Origin of the sequence: Streptomyces violaceusniger Tu 4113 (assembly GCF_000147815.2) — a bacterium.
GTDB classification, from domain to species: domain Bacteria; phylum Actinomycetota; class Actinomycetes; order Streptomycetales; family Streptomycetaceae; genus Streptomyces; species Streptomyces violaceusniger_A.
On the sequence record NC_015957.1, the window covers coordinates 3,288,369 to 3,306,348 of the forward strand.

Annotated in this window: 15 protein-coding genes and 1 pseudogene; 6 read left to right on the forward strand and 10 right to left on the reverse strand. The window is 67.8% G+C overall.

The features are described from left to right. Positions 1-110 precede the first annotated feature (110 nt). Entirely contained in the window at positions 111-1,028 is a 918-nt protein-coding gene (locus tag STRVI_RS14150) for an acyl-CoA desaturase (RefSeq protein WP_014056333.1), read from the reverse strand. Between the two features lie 941 nt (positions 1,029-1,969). Here STRVI_RS14150 and STRVI_RS54235 point away from each other — a divergent pair. Next, positions 1,970-2,464: a hypothetical protein gene (locus tag STRVI_RS54235; RefSeq protein ID WP_014056334.1), complete on the forward strand. Its 495-nt coding sequence runs from the start codon at positions 1,970-1,972 to the stop codon at positions 2,462-2,464. Between the two features lie 408 nt (positions 2,465-2,872). On the opposite strand, the gene STRVI_RS14160 is transcribed toward STRVI_RS54235, so the two are convergent. The 3 genes and pseudogenes from STRVI_RS14160 to STRVI_RS14170 form a co-directional block, all read right to left on the reverse strand. Continuing rightward, positions 2,873-5,113 (reverse strand): hypothetical protein, encoded by a 2,241-nt coding sequence (locus STRVI_RS14160; protein WP_014056335.1) that lies wholly within the window; start codon positions 5,111-5,113, stop codon positions 2,873-2,875. Positions 5,114-5,126: 13 nt separating this feature from the next. Beyond that, complete coding sequence (locus STRVI_RS14165; RefSeq protein WP_014056336.1) at positions 5,127-5,366, reverse strand: hypothetical protein; 240 nt, start codon at positions 5,364-5,366, stop codon at positions 5,127-5,129. 318 nt (positions 5,367-5,684) lie between these two features. Then, positions 5,685-6,092, reverse strand: a pseudogene (locus STRVI_RS14170) (IS5 family transposase); the annotation flags it as partial. Between STRVI_RS14170 and STRVI_RS54240 the strand changes: the two are divergent. The 3 genes from STRVI_RS54240 to STRVI_RS14180 all read left to right on the forward strand — a co-directional run bounded on the left by STRVI_RS54240 (position 6,040) and on the right by STRVI_RS14180 (position 8,305). Continuing rightward, on the forward strand, positions 6,040-6,393 hold the full coding sequence (locus tag STRVI_RS54240) for a transposase (protein ID WP_208949135.1): 354 nt from the start codon (positions 6,040-6,042) through the stop codon (positions 6,391-6,393). The pseudogene STRVI_RS14170 and the gene STRVI_RS54240 sit on opposite strands and share 53 nt — an antisense overlap. Positions 6,394-6,505: 112 nt before the next feature. Further along, positions 6,506-7,279: a hypothetical protein gene (locus tag STRVI_RS47810; protein ID WP_208949136.1), complete on the forward strand. Its 774-nt coding sequence runs from the start codon at positions 6,506-6,508 to the stop codon at positions 7,277-7,279. Between the two features lie 315 nt (positions 7,280-7,594). Next, a complete protein-coding gene (locus tag STRVI_RS14180; protein ID WP_251982616.1) occupies positions 7,595-8,305 on the forward strand; it encodes a peptidylprolyl isomerase in 711 nt (236 codons plus the stop codon). Positions 8,306-8,434: 129 nt separating this feature from the next. Here STRVI_RS14180 and STRVI_RS54245 read toward each other — a convergent pair whose 3' ends face one another. Next, positions 8,435-9,517: a hypothetical protein gene (locus STRVI_RS54245; RefSeq protein WP_251982617.1), complete on the reverse strand. Its 1,083-nt coding sequence runs from the start codon at positions 9,515-9,517 to the stop codon at positions 8,435-8,437. Between the two features lie 700 nt (positions 9,518-10,217). Between STRVI_RS54245 and STRVI_RS14190 the strand changes: the two genes are divergently transcribed. Then, a complete protein-coding gene (locus tag STRVI_RS14190) occupies positions 10,218-10,724 on the forward strand; it encodes an integrase (protein ID WP_251982618.1) in 507 nt (168 codons plus the stop codon). A 161-nt stretch (positions 10,725-10,885) separates the two neighbouring features. Here the strand turns inward: STRVI_RS14190 and exaC are convergent, their stop codons facing one another. The 4 genes from exaC to STRVI_RS14205 form a co-directional block, all read right to left on the reverse strand. Then, positions 10,886-12,409, reverse strand: coding sequence for an acetaldehyde dehydrogenase ExaC (gene exaC, locus STRVI_RS14195; protein ID WP_014056340.1), 1,524 nt, complete (start codon positions 12,407-12,409; stop codon positions 10,886-10,888). A 107-nt stretch (positions 12,410-12,516) separates the two neighbouring features. Continuing rightward, entirely contained in the window at positions 12,517-13,935 is a 1,419-nt protein-coding gene (locus STRVI_RS14200; protein WP_014056341.1) for a GAF domain-containing protein, read from the reverse strand. A gap of 128 nt (positions 13,936-14,063) precedes the next feature. Then, complete coding sequence (locus STRVI_RS55520) at positions 14,064-14,198, reverse strand: hypothetical protein (RefSeq protein WP_014056342.1); 135 nt, start codon at positions 14,196-14,198, stop codon at positions 14,064-14,066. A 399-nt stretch (positions 14,199-14,597) separates the two neighbouring features. Further along, complete coding sequence (locus STRVI_RS14205) at positions 14,598-15,875, reverse strand: glycoside hydrolase family 18 protein (protein ID WP_014056343.1); 1,278 nt, start codon at positions 15,873-15,875, stop codon at positions 14,598-14,600. Between the two features lie 395 nt (positions 15,876-16,270). Between STRVI_RS14205 and STRVI_RS14210 the strand changes: the two genes are divergently transcribed. Continuing rightward, a complete protein-coding gene (locus STRVI_RS14210; protein ID WP_014056344.1) occupies positions 16,271-17,443 on the forward strand; it encodes an acyl-CoA dehydrogenase family protein in 1,173 nt (390 codons plus the stop codon). Positions 17,444-17,513: 70 nt separating this feature from the next. On the opposite strand, the gene STRVI_RS14215 is transcribed toward STRVI_RS14210, so the two are convergent. Further along, entirely contained in the window at positions 17,514-17,879 is a 366-nt protein-coding gene (locus tag STRVI_RS14215; RefSeq protein WP_014056345.1) for a hypothetical protein, read from the reverse strand. Positions 17,880-17,980 lie beyond the last annotated feature (101 nt).

The window sequence follows — 17,980 nt, forward strand, 5'->3', positions numbered from 1 at the left end:
TTCTCGCCGCCTCGTGAGGGGTGTCAGACCGCGGGCGGGTACGGGCCGGCCGCTTCGGGGAGCAGTCGGGCATTGAGGCGGTCTTCGCTCGGCCAGCGCACGTCATGGACTCAGCGCAGCTTCTCGAACACCCAGATGAGGCGGGCCGACGGGTCGAGCTGGCCCGGCAGGACGCCGTGGCGCGCACCCGTGGGGTCGGCGTGATGTGAGTTGTGCCAGCTCTCGCCGAAGGACAGCAGCGCGAGCGGCCAGAAGTTGGTGGCCTTGTCCCGACTGATGAACGGACGTTTGCCCGCAACGTGGCAGACCGAGTTCACCGACCATGTGACGTGGTGCAGCAGCGCCATCCGGATCACGCCGGCCCAGAGGAACCCGCTCAGCGCGCCGGTCCAGGTGCCGGTGACGAGCCCGCCGACCAGTGCCGGAGACAAGAGCGAGACGGCGGTCAGCAGCCCGAAGAGCCGACCGACGAGCCGCAGGTCGGGATCGGCGGCGATGTCGGGCGCGAACCTGGCACGGTTGCTCAGCTCGCGCTTCAGCATCCACCCGATGTGAGCGTGGACAAGCCCCTTGAGCAGCGCGCGGGTGTCCGTCCCGTAGCGCCAGGGCGAGTGCGGGTCGTCCTCTCGGTCGGCGAAGGCGTGATGACGGCGGTGGTTCGCCACCCACTGGACCGGTGAACCCTCGACACCCAGCGAACCCGCGACGGCCAGGGCGATCCGCAGACCCCGCCGTGCCTTGAACGAGCGATGCGTGAAGAGGCGGTGATAACCGACCGTGAGTCCGAAGCCGGACACGAGGTAGGCGACCACCGCCATGCCGACGTCCAGCGCGGACAACAGGCCCCATCCCCACACGAACGGCGCCGCGGCGATCAGGCAGATCGGCGGGCCGACGACGAAGATCCACATTGCCACCCCCGCCGCGGCCGTCTGCGGGGTGTCGAACAGCGGCTTGACCTCGGCCGCGGTCTTGGCGTCGCGTTCGGCGACCGCCTGTTCAGCGCGGTCAGCCTCGCTCGGGTTCATCGATTCCTCGCCGTTGCTCGAGCCATTTCGGATCTGGTGCCGGACCGGCCGAGATCATGCGCAACTGTGCGCGCTTTCGAACACACTCGCCGGCCCACGGCATACGATCCCACCGGACGGCATCCGCGCAGGTCGTCGCCGATGTCCAGGGTGTGAACGGCGCGGGACCGAATTTCCTTCTGAAGGGCCGGATGGAATGGACGAGAGGCACGACTGGCCCGTACTGACCGGCAGTCAGGGGCCGACAGGGCGCCTGACCGGGTTCTGCCTTGGTCAGGCGCCCTTTTTTTGCTGTCTAGCTGTCTAGAAGAAGCCGAGCTTCTTCGGGGAGTACGACACCAGCAGATTCTTCGTCTGCTGGTGGTACACGCCTGACCTCGCTCCTGACCTGCGACAAAGAGTGGAAACGTCGAGTGCCAGGCTGATTCGGTCCGCACCTGGTCCGGATCTTGATGAGTGGTACGTGGTGTTAGCGAGTGGGCCGTGGTACCACATGGCACAGGTAGGCGGAACCGTCTTCTGGCGTCTACGTGGTCTATGTCGCTGCTCTTCATGCAGGTGGGGCCTTTGTGGTCCAGGTGTATCGATGGTGTTGGTGACAGCAACGTGACACGTGGTGGGTCACTGAGGCCCCGGCCGGGCAGGTGTCGGCGGGGGCTCTACTCGCGGCGGTTGGCAGCTGCCGCAGTCCGGAACGGTCCCCTGGAACCATGCAGGGGCGTCACGGCTACTGAGGGGCGGAGACGCTTTGAGGCGGGGCCAGCGGTAGATAGTGCGGCTGCGCTCCCGAATTTCGGCCAAGTTGCGGTGAACGTCTGCGGACGTAGCCGGACGTCCACGGACTGACGCGTACACAGTGAGAACTGCTGAGACTGAATGGGACTGGCTAGGTTCAATCCACGAAGGGTTACCTACTTTGCTTGGCGGGCCACACTGCATCCATGACGAGCTTTCAGCAGCGGAAAGCAATAGGTGACGCGCATGAGCGGTACGTCGCTGAGCAACTCGCCGGGCGAGGGTGGGAAGTCGACTTCTGGGGACAAGGGCAGCTGAGCCGGGCGCTTCAATGCGCGCTCAGGAAGACCGGCAGTTCCATCCGATGGTTCCCGGATCTCATTGCGGCGAAAGCCAAGGACCTCGTACTGATCGACTGCAAGGGTGGGATGACCAGCAGGCAGACGGGGCGGCACGCTGTCGAACGGGCTGCGGTGGTTGCGCATTTGCAGCTCGTTGCCTGGACGCAGCTCCCGGTCTACTACGTCTTCGATGGCCTTGATGCGCGTTCGCCGTACGATGTCCTCGTCGCGGGACAGAAAGGTCCGCACAGCATCGCGGGATCAGGCGCCCCATACGTTCTGATCTCCACACAGGGAGCCCGTCACTTCGACGACCTGTTCGGCACGCCGGACGTCGCCCAGTTGGATATTGCCTCGTAGCTTTGATGGCGGCGCACCGAGCCGAGGTACCCCTATGGCTTTGGTCGAGGTGGAGACTTGTTGCGTAATTCGGGCTGGTCAGGCGGTCAGTTGGGTGTAATGGGACCTCGCCCGTGCGCCGCTCGCCGCCTCGTGCTTCCAGGCCGTGCATCGGGCCGACCGCGGGTGATGACCACAGGCACCCTCCGCCCTGCATGAACCATCGGCACGCGCCTCCCGGGCGATGGAGGTAGCTCTCCCAGCCTTCTTAGTACTCCAGCCGCACCCCCGCCACACTCCCCACCGCCAGGCTGTTGACCAGCAGAAATACAGAAGTCCGGCTGGAGTACTAAGGAAGCGCGGCTCTGGTCCGCGGCCAGTTGGCAGGCGATGGGCATCCCGTGCGTCGGACCTGCCGGACGAACCGCGTCAGACGGGTTCCGTCATCTCCTCCATGAGTTCCGGCAGTCTGCGCAGCTTGGATAGTGTCTGGTTCAGGAGGCGCACGGTCCTATCGGCCTGCTGCCGGCCGATGGGCTGGGTGACAGACGCCGCCCGGCTCTGGTCCGCTAGGTGGCCGAGGAGTTCTCCGATTTCGGCGGAGGCCGCGTGCAGGCCACGGATCCGTTCTTCGACACGGGTCACTAGTGTCTCAAGGTTGAGGGGTTCCTCGGGGGAGGGTGCGGAGCTATCAGCTCCGTCGGTTTCATCGGTGGCGGGCGCTTCGGACTGGGCTGAGACTGCAGGGGCGGGCTGCGGCGCGGGTTGTACAGGGGCTGATGTCACGGGTGAGGACGTTGATGTCATGGATGAGAGCCCGGGCAGTTCAGGCGAAGGGAGGGGGCCGGGCACCGTCACCGTCGTGATCAATGGCGGTGCAGAATTTGCAGTCTTGCGGGGCCGGGTACCGGTGTCCTTGGGGAATTCGCTGTCGAACCAGAGCGGTGTCATCTCCCGCCCCACCATCTCCTTGCCGGAGCTGCTGACGCGCCAGGGCCGCCGGTCTCCGTCGTCCATGGCTGCGGCCAGCGACTTTAGTACGCCGACTGCCATCATCCGGCTCTTCTCGTACCTCAGGGCCTGCAGGCAGTTCATGACGGTCCTGCGAGATCGGCGAATTCGTTCCCCTGCGTCGCCGATCGCCTCCTGGCCATCGAGTGAGCCTCGGTCGGCCTCGATGATGCCGAAGAAGGCCAACCAGTGCGCCGCCCGATAGGACACCAGTTCGTCGAAGGAGTCGTCATCGGTGTCCGCGGTGGCGAGCAGATCTGGCAGCCTGCGCCCGGAGAGGACGATTCCCTCCCGGGCCCGGGTTGAGAAGACCTCGCCCACGCGTGGGTTCCATGGTGTCGGGTAGCTCTCGGAGGTCAGCGCGGACCACGTGCGCGCCCGCTGGTTGATTTCCCCCGACTTGAGCTGGGATGGTGGGTTCTCGCTGAGCGCGCGCCGCAGTAGATGACGCTTGCGCGGATCCACCGGAAACAGTTCCTGCATCAACCTCATGGAGCGCAGGTCTCGGAGCTCGGAGACCGTCATGTCCGCTGAAGCGTCAGAGAGTTCACGGACCGGCGCGAGCCCGGAAAGGACCTCTGCCGTTTTCTCGTCCATAACCTGTTGCGCCACGTACATCCCGAGAACGCTCCGCCCTAGCGCACGCGAGCGGTCGAGGGCGTCGAACTCCAGCGGAGGGTGGACGTGATCGCGCCGGTTGTTCATCTGCACGATGCGGTAGAGCCGCTGCGGAGTGGGGGTGCCGATCACCAGATGCGCGTCCACTACGGCGATGGCCGCGGCACGTTGCGCCCGTGAGCCGCTTGTCGGATCCGGTTTGCCGCCGCCCGTCTCCGCGAACTCCCTGTTGAGTACGGCGGAGAATTCAGGGAGCCAGTCACGGGGGTCGCAGATTACCTCGTCCCCCTCCCGCTCCAGTTTCTCCGCTGGGACACCGGCTAGCACTTCACCGGATGTCAAACGAAAAATCGATTGTCGTTTTTGTGTACGGTTGTTGCCTCGAACTGCCATCCATCCCCAATAGGCGGACGGATAAACCGGGTTGCCGTCAGAGTCCCTCTCCGGGTTCTCCTCGATCCTCACCTGCTGAGGAACGTACATCCCGGGTTCCTGTTGTCCGTTGAGGACGAGGTCTTCCTCGAGGTCGTAAGGGCGGAGGCGGTCTCGCTTCTTCAATTCGTCCGCCGCGTCCTCAGCGTTCATGATCAACGTGCGCCGGTTGGCCACGTCGCTTTCCAGCGCGGCGAAACACTTCGTGCGTCCATCGTCGTCGACGCCCATCCACGGCCGGACCGAAGCCAAGGTCCTCTCGGTCTCCCGACCAACCGTCGGATCCGCGACGGAGCGCCAGATCGAGCTGATCCGTTCGTTGTGTCCCCACTGCACACCGCCGACGCCGTGCATTCGGACGACGGCGACGACGAGGTCACCGGCGTCTGTGTGGATGCGCCGGACTGCGCTCGCCTTGAGTGTGCGCACACCGTGGGCGTCGGGCTCGCTCAGCATGTCATTGGGCTCAACGATGAAGGGGGCGAGGTTCTCCAGGGCACCACGGGGCAGATTCACCCCCTCGGTCGCTAGCACGGCCTTGATCCACGCCTCTTGATCCTCCCGGGAAACCGGCATCGGAAACGGTCCATCGACACTGCCCTCGCTCATGCTCTACCTCACATCACTCGGAGTCCCGGAAGCGTTCCATGGCCCACTGGGCGCACCTGGCCGCCCATCGGTAAGCCGGGTTGCCCGTCGCGAGTTCGACCAGCGAGAAGATCATTTGCAGGATCCGTAGCCGGTTCACTATCCGCTGTCGGCGCGCCAACTTGACCTCGGCTTCGGCCAGCTCCCGCTCCTTGCGTCGGGTCTCCTCGGGGGATTCGTCGAAAGGACGGTCGGATTCCGGGGATGAAGGCATGGCTGAGGCCCTTCGGGAGTCGCGGCCGTACGTCGACCCATCGGCCAACAGACGTCCCGCATCGGCACGTTAGGAACAGGAAGCATGCTGGCATCAGGAAGCTGAGGAGCGGCATGCTTATCCGGTAGATGCCCGCTTCGAGTGAAGAGGCGTACCTTTGTTCCTACTGAGGGGCGGCGAGCTCACGCTCTAATGGGGCGGTTAGCAAAAACAAGTTATCGTCGGCGTCCCCGTGCGGAGGTGTCGAACTCGCGCATGATGGGTTTCGAACTAATTAGCTGGATTGACGAATCGGTGAGCCGGTGCTAAGACCGCGTCCTACGTGGCGAGGCGGACGAGCCGTTTGTAGCAGCACAGGGCAGCGGCGAGTCCGAGAAATGCCAGGTAGTTGCGGGGATTGCGTTCGTAGCGGGGGCTGAGTCGGCGGTAGCCGGACAGCCAGGACATCGTCCGCTCGATGACCCAGCGGCGTCGTCCTAATCGTTCGCTGGACTCGATGCCTTTGCGGGCGATGCGTACTCCAATGCGCTTCCCGCGGAGCCATCTGCGCAGGTCGGCGCGGTCGTAGGCTTTGTCCGCGTGCAGGCGCTGGGGCTTGAAGTAGCGGCCGTTGTGGGGGTCGTGTCTCGTTTGGTGGCCCTCGACCATCGGCTTCAACCCTTCGCTGTCGTGGGTGTTGCCGGCGGAGACGCCGACAAGGAGGGGCAGGCCGTTCGCGTCCGACAGGAAGCGCGGACCGCGTCGACGCCGCCCGGTCAAACTCCGCGCGGACAAGGCGTACTCCTCCGCCGACCACCTGGCCTGGCTGCGCCGGCGGGGCATCGTCCCGCGCATTGCACGGCCCGGCATCGAGTCCGGCGAACGGCTCGGCCGGCACCGCTGGAAGATCGAGAGGTCCATCGCCTGGCTCTTCGGCTATCGACGCCTCACCGTCCGATACGAGCGAAAGGGCTCTCACTTCCTTGCCTTCCTCGGCCTGGCCGCCGCCCTCACTTGCTACAAGAAGCTGGCGAAAATCGCCACGTGAGACAACCTCTAAGCCCGACTTCCTGGTTACGCGCGGTAACGAGCAGTTCGTCGTCGAGGCGATCTGGAAGGCTCAGAAGCGCGACGCTGGGTCTTACTCGCTCCCACCGCAGTTGAGCGATGCCATCGATCGCTTGCCGAGTTCGAACTTCTTCGTATCGTGCGAACTCCACAGCGCCGGTACGGCAACGCCGCCGCAGAGACGGCTGAAGTCCGGGCTCACGCGATGGCTTGCAAGCTTGGACCCCGACCAGGTCATCGCCGGCCATGAGCGCAAGGTGCCGCTTCCCAGTCACACTTGGCAAGAGGCTGGCTGGTGCCTCACGTTTCAAGCGATCCCCCGCAGCCCAGGCAAACGTGGCAATCCATCCAGCAGGACAATCGGCGTCTACCCCTCGGCATGGGTGGTCGAGGACGGATCGGAGCGAGTGCTCGACGCCGTCACACACAAGGGTGGGAAGTATGGTGACCTGGAGCTGCCATTCATCGTGGCGGTAGGCTATGCAGCCGACTTCCCCGAGGATGAGGACATCGAGAGAGGGCTGTACGGGAGTACGGTCGAGTACGCCTACGACAGCGGATCGACCTTCAACCGAAAGCCCGATGGCTACTGGACTGCCACCTACGACCATGCCCACAGCCGTGTCAGCGGCGTGCTCGTCGTGAACAACCCAGCACCCTGGACCTGGACGAAAAACACTCCCGTTCTCTGGCAAAGCCCGGATCCCGCCTCGCTTCCTGTCCCCATCTTCCCTACCTGGGCAACCGCGCAATTGGCTGGGATCCAGGTCGAGCGCCAGCCCGCGATTCGCTCCGTCCACACCGCTCTCGGTCTGCCGGAACGCTGGCCGACCGGCGACGCCTTCCCCCGGAGTGACCCGAGATGACGGCAGCGGCACCATCAGTCTCGACAGCGGCACCCCGGTGAGATCACCTCATGCGCACGCAGCGTTCGGTGAGGGCCACTGCGTAGACTGGGGAGGCCGGGTTCGGGGAGCATCCGTCGTGCACCGGGTGGACGCCCTGATCGGCCAGCCGACGCTGTGCCGCATCCGAACGAAGTGGCCTGCGGCCGCGGGCCGAAGGCTGAGAGGCGGATGTGGCTTGCGGACGGGTACTCGCCCGCCGGGCCGCGCTTTAGACTGCGACCGCTCCGAAATCTGACGATCTTTTGGAGGGTGTGCAGGATGAACCGAGCTGTCATGACCGCATTGGCGGCAGCAGCGTTGGTCGTGTCCGGGGGCAGCACCACCGCCTCCGCTTCCGATGCCCCGCCGCGAACCACGCACGGTCCTTGCCAGTACACCCAGACCCCGGACGAGCCAGCGGCGCGGCCGGTTCCCCTGCCGCCCGACCCGCGGCACACCCCCAGTCACGGCACGGTCGATATGGCTGTCCCGACCAGCCAGGGCCCGCTCCCGCTGCGTCTGGACCGGGCGAAGGCGCCGTGCACGGTCCAGAGCTTCGTGCACCTGGCGCGGCACCGGTTCTACGACCGTACGGTGTGCCATCGGCTGACGGCGTATCCGACACTGAAGGTCCTGCAGTGTGGCGACCCGACCGGCACTGGCGAGGGTGGGCCGGGGTACGAGTACAAGGACGAGCTGCCGGTGGACCTGCCGCCGGCACCGAGCGATCCGACCGGCGTCCGTCGCCTTTACGGGCGCGGTTTGCTGGCGATGGCCAACGCCGGGCCGAACACGAACGGTTCGCAGTTCTTCGTCGTCTACGGCGACTCCGCGCTGCGACCGAACTACACGGTGTTCGGCACGGTCGGTACCGCCGGCCTGAAGACGCTCGACAAGATCGCTGCTGGCGGAATCGAGCCAACTACGCAGGACCCGGCGCCTGTCGACGGCACGCCCGTGCTGCGGACCGAGCTGCTCAGCGTCCGGCCGTCCTGCCGGCCCTGATGAACTGTGGTGCGGTCACCGTGGGTCCAGCTATGTGCCTGGTCTCACGGTGTTGTGAAGTAGCCGTTGCTGAACGCCGCGTGCTGCAATTCGCTGTGACGCTGGGCGGGCCGTCGGTCGGGTGGCGCGTCAGGGGCCGTAGGGGCTCCAGTGCCCGAGGAAGGGCTTCAGGTCGTCGGCTCGCGGCTCGGGGATGTCGGGCAACTGGGGCGGAGTTTCCAGGGGGTCGAGACGCTCCACGGTGTCCGCTGCCCAGCTGATCCATGCTTCGGCTTCGGTTCTCGCCTTCCCCGGCGGCATGGCCTCGATTCGCGTGCGCACGGCGCTCACATATTCGGTCAGTCGGGTGGAGTGGCGCCATGCCGCTTCCTGGGCTTCGAGGTGCCTGACGCGGTACGCCTCCGCGTACCGGACGCGAGCCCCCTCCATGGCAGCTTCCCAGCAGACGCGCTTCTGGCGTGACGCTTCGATCTCGTCGAGACGTCTGCGTTCTGCGGCTTCGCCGCGGAGGGCGACCTCCTGCGCGATCTCAGCGAGCTGCTCTTCGAGGGAGCGTCCGAGAGTGTCGGCCCATTCGCTCGCCCGGTGCGGTTGGCCACCGCTAAGGACGAAGCGGAGACGCTCGGACGGGGTGTAGTCGAAGCGGGGGATCCTGACCCAGGAGTACTTCTTCGCCTCGGTGAGTTCCTTCTCGGTGGCGACGTGCTCCGTCCGGTCCTGCTCCCGGAGGACGAGGAACCCCACGGTCTGTCCCTGCGCGGTGATGGTGAAGTGGGGAGATGCCCTGCGCCGGCGATGAGACGAGGGTGCGAAGCCAGTCTGTCCTGCCGAACTGGAGTGTCCGTCGTTCTCGGCGGCGGCGATCAGCGCCTGGATGAGTCGGAGAGCACGCCCTTGGACGGGCTTGGTCAGGCCCAGCGGCTGACGTTCGTTCTGCATGGCCCGGACCACGGGGTGCGGCCGCACGAGCCGCGAGGGCACGGGGACGGGTTCGAGGACGGCAAGACGCCAGGCGGGGATGTCGACGAGCTTGATCTCGTACCCGTCACGGCACCAGCCCCCGTACAGCTCCTTCGTCTCCGGGATTCTTCCGGACCTGCGGGCAGCGGCGATACGGGACGGCCAGTTTACGGAATCCCGCCCGCTTCCGTTCTTGACGATCCTGCCGCCCGCGTCCGCGAGCTCTTGCAGCAGCTGCTCCGTGAACGTCACGCGAGGCTGCGGGGGAGAGCTTGGCTTTCGCACGGAGGCCGGAGTTTCCTGCGCGCGGTTAGACGGGGGTTGCGGAGTGGCGGCCTGGGTCTTCTGCGAGCGTGAACCGCGGGGAGGGTACGTGCCGTGCGCCAGATAGTGCTGGCCGATGCTTGTCAGGGCGACACTCCACTGCCCGCCCTTCCGGGAGATCGTGACCAGGCCCCGGTTCTGCAGTGCCTGGCAAGTGGTCTTGTAGGAGCTGGTATCCCAGACGCCGGCAGGGCACCCGGCTCCCACCCACTGCAACATCAAGAGCTGCCGCTCATTGACCCGTCGTTTCAATGACCCGCCTTCGACTTGAGGTTGACGTACCACCGCGGCATGTTGTCAGTTCCGTTTGTCAGCGACGGGTGGTTCGAAACAATTCGCTCGAACGAGCGGGGGCTGAAGTCGACCGTGTCTACGCGGCGATGGCGCGCAACACTGACCGGTGCGCGGTGGAGTCTTTGCCGAAGGGAGCGATGAGCCGCCACTGTACGGGCGAACTGGGTGCCCGTGCGGGCGGCGATCTTCGCCGTTGCCGTCAGCTGCTCACCAGCGGGGGAGGGGTCCTCATCTTGAAGCGTTCTTCGGCTGCATGTACTTCGCGGCTATGCGGCCAGCTGAGGTCATCCATCTTCGGATCGATCAATGCCACTTGCCGAAGACTGGATGGGGGATGCTCAACCTCTCGGGCGGAGTTGTCACGTCTGGCAAGGAGTGGACCGACGACGGCGAGGTGCACTCGCTCAAGCGTCGCGCGGCAAGCACGACGCGACCTGTTCCCATCCCGCCGCAATTCGTACGCAAGCTGCGTGCCCATGTGAAACGGTTCGACGTGGCACCCGACGGCCGACTCTTCCGGAACCAGGCTGGCAACTACGTGGACGCTGCCGCCTACGGCATCACGTGGGCACGGGCCCGGGAGCACGCCCTGACTCGTACCGAGCGGACTTCTCGCCTGGCCACGCGACCTTACGATCTCCGGCATGCCGGGATCTCGTTCTGGCTCTACTCCGGAGTGGACCCGGCCGAATGCGCCCGCCGCGCGGGCCAGAGCATCGAGGTTCTCTTCCGCCACTATGCCAAGTTCCTTGACGGCCTTCGAGAGCAGGCGAACCGCCTCATCGAGCGGTCCATGGACGAGTGGCAGCGCGTCAGCCAAGGTGACGTACCCGAGGGCTGAACCGGGGTTTGGTCCGTGACTGGTCCGGAAGCACTGGTCAGGAGGGGTGCAGTAGTGGGAGGAACTGGGAGTTAGCGCGCAAGCCGGGCTCGGCCGAGAGAGGGTTGAGCGAAAGGCGCCTGACGGGCGAAAGCCCAGGTCAGGCGCCTTTTTTCGTGCGTCTAGAAGAAGCCGAGCTTCTTCGGGGAGTACGACACCAGCAGATTCTTCGTCTGCTGGTAGTGATCCAGCATCATCTTGTGGTTCTCGCGGCCGATCCCGGACTGCTTGTAGCCGCCGAAGGCGGCGTGCGCCGGATAGGCGTGGTAGCAATTGGTCCACACCCGGCCCGCCTGGATGGCGCGGCCGGCTCGGTACGCGGTCGTGCCGTCCCGGGTCCACACTCCCGCGCCCAGCCCGTAGAGCGTGTCGTTGGCGATGCCGATCGCGTCCTCGAAGTCGGTGAACCGCGCCACCGCGACCACCGGCCCGAAGATCTCCTCCTGGAAGACCCGCATATGGTTGCCGCCCTCGAAGATCGTGGGCTGGACGTAGTAGCCGCCCTCCAGCTCGCCGCCGAGTTCGGCGCGGCTGCCGCCGGTGAGGACGCGGGCGCCCTCCTGCCGGCCGATGTCCAGATACGACAGGATCTTCTCGAGCTGGTCGTTGGACGCCTGGGCGCCGATCATGGTGTCGGTGTCCAGCGGATGCCCCTGCGCCACCTTCTCCGTACGGGCCACGGCCGCGTCCATGAACGCCTGGTAGTGGCCGCCTTGGACCAGGGCCCGCGAGGGACAGGTGCACACCTCGCCCTGGTTCAGGGCGAACATGGTGAACCCTTCCAGCGCCTTGTCCAGGAAGTCGTCGTCGGCGGCCGAGACATCGTCGAAGAAGACGTTCGGGCTCTTGCCGCCGAGTTCCAGGGTGACCGGGATCAGGTTCTCGCTGGCGTACTGCATGATCAGCCGGCCGGTGGTGGTCTCCCCGGTGAAGGCGACCTTGGCCACCCGGGAGTTGGACGCCAGCGGCTTTCCGGCCTCCACGCCGAAGCCGTTGACGATGTTGACCACGCCCGGTGGCAGCAGATCGGCCACCAGGCTCATCCACAGGTGGATCGAGGCGGGCGTCTGCTCGGCGGGCTTCAGCACCACCGCGTTGCCCGCGGCCAGCGCCGGGGCCAGCTTCCAGGTGGCCATCAGGATCGGGAAGTTCCACGGGATGATCTGGGCGACCACGCCCAGCGGCTCGTGGAAGTGGTACGCGACCGTGTCGTGGTCGAGCTCGGAGAGGCTGCCCTCCTGGGCCCGGATCGCCCCCGCGAAATAGCGGAAGTGGTCGATGGCCAGCGGGATGTCGGCGGCCAGCGTCTCCCGTACCGGCTTGCCGTTCTCCCAGCTCTCCGCGACCGCGAGCGCCTCCAGATTCTGCTCCATCCGGTCGGCGATCTTCAGCAGCACCGAGGCGCGCTCGGCGGGTGCCGTACGGCCCCAGGCGGGCGCGGCCGCGTGGGCGGCGTCCAGGGCCCGCTCGACGTCCTCGGCGGTGCCCCGGGCGATCTCGGTGAACGGCTGCCCGTTCACGGGGGTCGGGTTCTCGAAATAGCGGCCCCGGGCCGGCGGTACGTACTCGCCGCCGATCCAGTGGTCATAGCGCGGCTGATAGCTGACGACCGAGCCCTCGGAGCCGGGGTTTGCGAAACGCGTCATGGGGCGGCCTCCCGTGGTGTACGCGTGATGGGGTCACGTTGTCGGACGCGTCGTTCGTGTGCGTCCCGGCCCCGCCCGCGCCGACACGGGCGGAGCCGACGGGGAGGCTAGCCGCGGCCACGTTGCGGGGACGTTGCGTCCCGGTGGCCGCCTCCTTGCCGTTCGGCGTGGTCTCCGCGTCGGGAGCCGACCTCGTGGTGGGTGCCGTCTCCGTGGGGGGTGCCGTCTCCGTGGTGGGCGCCGTCTCCGTGTTGGGCAACGCCCGCCAGTCCGTACAGCTCCCGCAGCCGCCGGACCCGCGCCGCCGGAACCGCCCGCCCCGGCGCATGCGCCGGAAGCGCGGTCAGCAGCGCCTCCGCGACCTCCAGATCGTCCTCGCCCCACGGCGTCTGCGCCCAGCGCCGCAGCAGCTCCGGATCGCCGTGGGACAGTACGGTGCGCCGCAGCCCGTCCTCCAGCACCCGGCGCATCCGGCACACCCCCGGCGCCTCTGACAGCGGCAGCAGCGGCCCCGGATACGCCCGCAGCGCCGTATACGCGTCGCCGGAGGCCAACGCCTCGGCGGCGTCGGCCAGATCGGTGCTCACGGACGCGCAGAGCCGGTACGGGCGCGAGCCCAGCAGCGGGCCCACCAGGCGGCGCAGCCGCGACAGCTCGGCCCGCAGCGTCACCGGGGAGCGGTCGTCGGCCCGGGGCCCGTACAGCTCCAGCGTCAGCCGGTCGCCGGACAGCCCCTCCGGATGGCCCGCCAGCAGCACCATGATCTCGCTGTGCCGCCGCCCGAGCCGCAGCCGCCGCCCGTCGACGACCAGCAGTGCCTCGTCCCGGCCCAGCGCCATCAGACTGATCCGCGGCCCGCGCGCCCGCGGCTCTCCGGCGGCAAGATGGGCCTCGGCGGCGCGGGCGGTCGCCTGGACCAGGGCCAGACTGTGCGGGGCGGCCAGATGGTCCCCGCCGGTGATGTCCACCGCGCCCAGCAGCCGTCCGGTGTGCGGATCGTGGATGGGGGCGGCGGCGCAGGTCCACGGCTGCACACTGCGGTTGAAGTGCTCGGTGGCGAAGATCTGCACCGCGTGGTCGACGGTGAGCGCCGTCCCGGGCGCGTTGGTGCCCGCATGGCTCTCGTCCCAGCGCGCCCCGGCCACGAAGTTCATCCGCTCGGCCTGGTTCCGTACGCCCGCGTGCCCCTCCACCCACAGCATCCGGCCCTGTTCGTCGCAGACCGCGAGCAGATGGGCGCCGTCGTGCGCGATGGTGCCCAGCAGCTCCCGGAACAGCGGCATCACCCGGGCCAGCGGATGGTCCGCTCGGTAGGTGTCCAGCGCGTCGTCCGTCAGGTCGATCGGCGCGTTGCGCTCCTGGGCGACCCGCGCGTCGGCCGAGCGCCGCCAGGACTCCGCCACCACCGGCCGCACGGACGGGCTCACCGACCCCTCGGTCAGAAATGCCTCATGGGCGCGGCGCACGGCACGGGTGCGCTCGGCGGGGTCGGTGCCGGACGCCATCGCCAGCCAGGGATTGACCATGGTGCCTCGCTCAGCGGTACGGGGGGCGGAATGTTCAGAGGTCCAGGGTCCCAGGGTTTCGGGGATTCGGAGCTTCGGGGATACGAGGAGACGGTACTAAGGGGCGCACGGGATGGGGGAGTCGGCTGTCAGCTTCGGGCGGGCAGAGAGGGGGCGGGCACGACCCCGGGCGGGGAGGCGTAGCCGCAGGAGTGGCAGATCTTCCACCCGTCCTGGTTCACGGCGAGTTGGCCACCACAGCTCGGGCACTGCTCGGAGCTCATGATCGTTCCTTTGGTTCATGCGCACGAGACGGTGCGGGCCACCCGTGCGCTCAGATTTCCTTGTGGGGCGGATGCCCCGCAACAGTCAGAACAAGCCGCGTTCGGGTACGGGCACCGGATGGAGCGTGTTCACACCGGGTGTGCGGCGTTGCCGGAGATCTCCCCCTACGCTTCCCGCGCCCCCTCGCGCGCCGCTTGAACGCTTGAGGATCGGTCGGCCGCCGGTCGAGCCCGCCGCGCCGGTCGGGCCCGCCGTGTCGGTCGGGCCCACCCGCACGTCGGCCCACCGCGTACGCAGGACCCGCCGCGCACGACGACGCGGGCGGGGAGCCGGTGAGGGCTCCCCGCCCGCGTCATCAGGGGGGTTCGTACGGGGTTCGTACGGGGTTCGTACGAGGGTCAGCTGATGGACTTGATCAGCTCACCGTTGGTGGTGTCGCCGCTGAGCTCCCAGAAGAAGGTGCCGCCCAGGCCCTGCTGCTGCTTGTAGTTCATCTTGCCGGCGATGGTGGCGGGAGTGTCGTAGCTCCACCACTGGTTGCCGCAGTGCGCGTAGGCCGTCCCCGCGACCGTGCCGGTCGCCGGGCAGGAGTTCTTGAGCACCTTGTAGTCCTCGATGCCCGCCTCGTACGTGCCGGGCGCGGCGCCGGTCGCCGTGCCGCCGGGGGCGTCCTGGGTGACGCCGGTCCAGCCGCGTCCGTAGAAGCCGATGCCCAGCAGCAGCTTCGAGGCCGGGATGCCGGCGCCCTTGAGCTTGGTGATGGCGGCGTCGGTGTCGAAGCCCTGCTGCGGAATGCCGTTGTAGGAGTTGAGCGGCGAATGCGGGGCGGTGGGGCCCTGCGCGGCCCATGCGCCGAAGAAGTCGTACGTCATCGGGTTGTACCAGTCGACGTAACTCGCGGCGCCCGCGTAGTCGGCGGCCTCGATCTTGCCGCCGGAGGAGGCGTCGGCCGTGATCGCCGCGGTCACCAGATTGGACGAACCGAACTTGGCGCGCATCGCGGCCATCAGGTTCTTGAAGGCGTCCTTGCCGCTGGTGTCACAGCTCAGCCCGCAGGCGTTGGGGTACTCCCAGTCGATGTCGATGCCGTCGAAGACATCCGCCCAACGCGGGTCCTCGACCAGGTCGTAGCAGGACTGCGCGAAGGCCGCGGGGTTCTTGGCGGCCTCGGTGAACCCGGAGGACCAGGTCCAGCCGCCGAAGGACCACAGCACCTTGAGGCCGGGGTGGAGCTTCTTCAGCTTGCGGAGCTGGTTGAAGTTGCCGCGCAGGGCGCCCGCGTCCCAGGTGTCGGCCTGGCCGTCCACGCTGCTCGCCGCGTCGTACGCCTTGTCGTAGTCGGCGTAGGCGTCGCCGATGGCGCACTTGCCGCCGGTGACATTGCCGAAGGCGTAGTTGATGTGGGTGAGCTTGGCGGCCGAGCCCGAGGTCTCGACGTTCTTGACGTGGTAGTTGCGCTGGTAGATGCCCCATTCGGTGAAGTAGCCGACGACCTTGCCACCGGCGGCCTTCGTGGCGGGGGCCTCGGCGGCCTTGGGCGCGGCCTTGGGCGTGGTCTTGGCTATGCCGGCGCTTTGGGGTTCACCGGCCGCGGCCGAGCCCGCGAGCAGAGTGGCGGTCAGGACCGCCGTACAGAGCGCCGCGAGCGCGGCCGACAGTCTGCCTGGTCTGAGCATGGAATCTCCTCGGTGGGGGGTGAGGGGAGAGTGAACTGCCCGACGACCTGCCCATAGCTTGACATGAACGCGCAGGGCAGGGTGGGGAAAAGGTAGAAGGACTAGACCAGTGGGGTCAATGGTCTGGGCCAATTTGCTCCGCACGTGCGCCGTTGGTGGGAATGCGCGTAAGAAGGTGATGGGCGGTGGTGGGCGTTCGTGTGCGAAGTTGGCCGAAGATCGGGCAACCGGTAGCGGAAGGCCCGGGATCGGGCATACTCCAACCGCCGCGGTACAGGTCACCACCCCTCGCGATCCGAGCGGGCGGGCCGGCCGGCGGCAGTGACACCGGCGGCGCCGCCACACCCCGGCGCACGTCGCCGCAGCGCCTGAACAGGGGAGAGGAGAGCGCCGCCATGACCGACCACGGCCCGCAGCCGGTGGAACGCGAGCTGCCCACCGAGGAGGCCCGCGACCTGATTTCGCTCGTCCGCGAGCTGATCGAACGGGAGATCAAGCCCCGGGCCGCCGAGGAGGAGGCCGCCGGGCGCTTTCCCCGCGAGCTGTTCACCCTGTTGTCCCAGTCCGGGCTGCTGGGGCTGGTCCAACCCGAGGAGTTCGGCGGCGGCGACCAGCCGTACGAGGTCTATCTGCAGGTCCTGGAGGAGCTCGCGGCGGCCCGGCTGACCGTCGGCCTCGGCGTCAGCGTCCACACCCTGGCCTGCCACGCGCTCGCCCGGTACGGCAGCAAGGAGCAGCGGGCCGAGCACCTTCCCGCGATGCTGGGCGGCGGTCTGCTCGGCGCGTACTGCCTCTCCGAGCCCTCCTCCGGCTCCGACGCGGCCGGGCTCACCACCCGGGCCACCCGCGACGGGGACACCTGGACGCTCGAGGGCACCAAGGCGTGGATCACCCACGGCGGTATCGCCGACTTCTACACCGTGCTCGCCCGCACCGGCCCCGAGCGCACCCGGGGCATCAGCGCCTTCCTCGTCCCCGCGGGCACCCCCGGGCTCTCGGCGGCCGCACCCGAGCACAAGATGGGCATGGCGGGTTCGCCGACCGCCCAGATCCATCTCGACGGGGTGCGGGTCCCCGACGCCCGCCGCATCGGCGAGGAGGGCCAGGGGTTCGCGATCGCCCTGTCCGCCCTCGACGCGGGCCGTCTTGGCATCGCGGCCTGCGCCGTCGGCGTCGCCCAGGCGGCGCTGGACGAGGCGCTCGCGTACACCGCGCAGCGGCGGCAGTTCGGCCGGCCGATAGCCGACTTCCAGGGGCTGCGCTTCATGCTCGCCGACATGGCCACCCAGATCGAGGCCGGGCGCGCCCTGTACCTGGCGGCGGCACGGCTGCGGGACGCGGGGCGGCCGTTCTCCAAGCAGGCGGCGATGGCCAAGCTGTTCTGCACGGACGCCGCGATGCGGATCACCACCGACGCCGTCCAACTGCTCGGCGGATACGGCTACACGATGGACTTCCCGGTCGAGCGCTATATGCGCGAGGCGAAGGTCCTGCAGATCGTGGAGGGCACCAACCAGATCCAGCGGGTGGTCATCGCCCGCGCTCTCGCGGGACCTGAGACCGGCTGAGCCGAGGGTCCTGAGACCGGCCGAACCGGGTGTTTCGGTAGGGGGCGCGGCATGCGCCCCCGCCGTTCGCCTACCCCCGCGTCACCGGGGAGCGGACCGGCTGCGAGCCGGGGCCGCCGAGGTGTGAGAACGGCTGCGTCCGCCAGTCCAGGCCCGCCGGAAGCGTCAGCAGCAGCGCGGCGTCCCGCTCCCGCGCCTCCAGCGACGCGTCGGCGGGGGCGGCGTCGGCCGCCCGGCGGCCGGTGCCGGCGCAGACCGTGAGCCCGAACGGGTCCCACGGGGAGGAGCAGAGCGCGTGCTCGGGAAGAACGTCCTCGTCGGCGAGGAGCGCGATGGGGCGAGCGCAGTCCGGGCAGATCACCCGGAACATCTCATAGGTGTCGTTGTGCTCGTCGATATCGATGTCGCCTGCGTCGAGGCGCTCGAGATGAGGCATGTGTTTCCCCCTCGGGTGGGCTGGCCGGGCGCGTCGGCCTCGACCACAGCAAGCATTTCCCTCGCGGCCGCATAGGTAATCGCGGCAACTCATAGGACACC